This window comes from Streptomyces sp. NPDC098781 (genome assembly GCF_044759995.1).
In the GTDB taxonomy this organism is placed as follows: Bacteria; Actinomycetota; Actinomycetes; order Streptomycetales; family Streptomycetaceae; genus Streptomyces.
This window is the reverse complement of sequence record NZ_JBIWAK010000025.1, coordinates 1-2,019: the sequence shown is the minus strand read 5'-3', so window position 1 is coordinate 2,019 and position 2,019 is coordinate 1. Positions and strand designations below refer to the sequence as shown.

The 2,019-nt window shown below is 37.1% G+C and carries 2 protein-coding genes and 1 pseudogene; 2 read left to right on the top strand and 1 reads right to left on the bottom strand.

Translation table 11 applies throughout. From position 1 onward, the window contains the following. On the top strand, positions 1-1,189 hold a 1,189-nt coding region (locus tag ACIQWG_RS40800; protein WP_404106216.1), incomplete at its 5' end, for an LPXTG cell wall anchor domain-containing protein. Between the two features lie 349 nt (positions 1,190-1,538). Beyond that, positions 1,539-1,634 (top strand): type I toxin-antitoxin system Fst family toxin, encoded by a 96-nt coding sequence (locus ACIQWG_RS40795; RefSeq protein WP_141755962.1) that lies wholly within the window; start codon positions 1,539-1,541, stop codon positions 1,632-1,634. 138 nt (positions 1,635-1,772) lie between these two features. Here ACIQWG_RS40795 and ACIQWG_RS40790 read toward each other — a convergent pair. Further along, positions 1,773-2,019, bottom strand: a pseudogene (locus tag ACIQWG_RS40790) (RepB family plasmid replication initiator protein); the annotation flags it as partial.

Below are 2,019 nucleotides of genomic sequence, written 5' to 3'. Positions count from 1 at the left end.
CGTACTAAATGGCGGTGCGCAAGGCAATAAGAGTGAAGGCGGCGACGCTACTCAAAAAAATGACAACCAAGGTAATGGCGTAGCTAACGGTGGCTTACAAGGTAACAAAAATGAAGGCGGAAAAGCTGATCAAACAAACGCTCATCAAGGTAATGGCGTACTAAATGGCGGTGCGCAAGGCAATAAGAGTGAAGGCGGCGACGCTACTCAAAAAAATGACAACCAAGGTAATGGCGTAGCTAACGGTGGCTCACAAGGTAACAAAAATGAAGGCGGAAAAGCTGATCAAACAAACGCTCATCAAGGTAATGGCGTAGCTAATGGTGGCTCACAAGGTAACAAAAATGAAGGCGGAAAAGCTGATCAATCAAACACAAATAAAGGCAATGGTATTTTAAATGGTGGGAGCCAATCCAACGTAAATAAAGGTGATCACCAAGATGCATCAAAGCCTTCAGATAATGATCATAAAGATCACAGTGACGACCCAAAAGATGACGGTAAAGACAATCATCATAAAGGTGACAAAGATGATCACCACCAAGGTAAAGATGATGGTCAAGATAACCACAAAAAAGATAAAGACCATAACGACAAAGATCATCATAAAGGTGACAAAGATGATGATACTAAAAAACCAGATCAATCTGACAAAGATGATCACCACAAAACCGATAAAAATGATCACAAAGGTTCAAAAGATGATGATACTAAAAAACCAGATCAATCTGACAGAGATGATCACCACAAAACCGATAAAAATGATCACCACCAAGGTAAAGATGATGGTCAAGATGATTCAAAATCAGAACCATCTAAAGACACTGACAATAAAGGCAATCACAATACAACATCAAAAGACGGTAAACACAATGGCAAAAGTCCAGTAGCACCCATTACAGCTGCTACAATGACACCAGCTATGACACATGCACATGGTTATGGTCAAGGTTCTGCTTCGGAATCAACTGAAACTCCAAAAACAATAACAACAAGCACAACTGAAACAACACCAGATAAAAAAGAAGTAACACATGGCGAAAAAACTGAACACAGTGCAAATGAACTTCCTGAAACAGGTGAAGAAAACCAAGAAAACAAGGGATTATTAGCTAGCATTGCAAGTATATTAGGTTTAAGCGGACTTGCGACATTATTTGTTAATCGCAAACGTAAAACAAATGAATAATAAAATATAAATCTTTACAATCATTGTTAACTATTAAATAAGGTGTATAGAAGATAACGACAAAAGAAAGGGGACAAACGCTGTCATTTCAGCGTTTGTCTCTTGTTGTTTGGATTATCGATTATTCATATTTTATACATCGTTGTTTTCACGCGTTTTCATGTATTTTCATTAAATGAAATTTTGTATCTTTATTCAGTTCTCAAGAGTCTAAGTGTTGCATACATGATGCGTGCATACTGTATGCATGTATATTGTATGCCTGCATACAGATTAGAGGCGTTTTGTTATAATTGGGAAGTCGTCTATTCCTCAGACGTCAATTTGACGTAGAGGGGAGGTGCGCTTTATGAATGAAATTCTTGTTCACATCATGACAATGGCAGTTAGTGGTTGTCTAGTCACGTTATTTGGCTATTGGCTCCATAAACGTGATAAAAAATAATATAGACGATTAAGCCGATGTACCAAAAAACCCCGAACTACGGCGAATAGTTCGGGGTTTGGTGCGTTTATAAATGAAATTCTTGTTAAGTAAATTATACATCTTTATGTACTATTTGTAAAAGCTTATCTTTTTTTATTATTCTTCCCAATCGACCTGAAGTTTTTTTAGAAAAGCTTCTCGTTCTTTCTCTAATTGTGGATCATACTCATTTTGTGTTTGTTTTTCATATGTGCGTTCTTCTAACCATTTTGGTGTTTTTTCACGACTGATATATTGTCGTGGCTTATCTATATTCGCAATTTGTGGTTGTCGTTTATTGTGAATGCGTTTCTCAGCATCAAACGTAAACTCTAACCACTCAATTTTACGCCCTTTTTTCGCA

Excerpts from the sequence above, each read along its gene's own strand:
- ACIQWG_RS40795 (WP_141755962.1), top strand. The coding sequence starts at position 1,539 with ATGAATGAAATTCTTGTTCACATCATGACAATGGCAGTTAGTGGTTGT.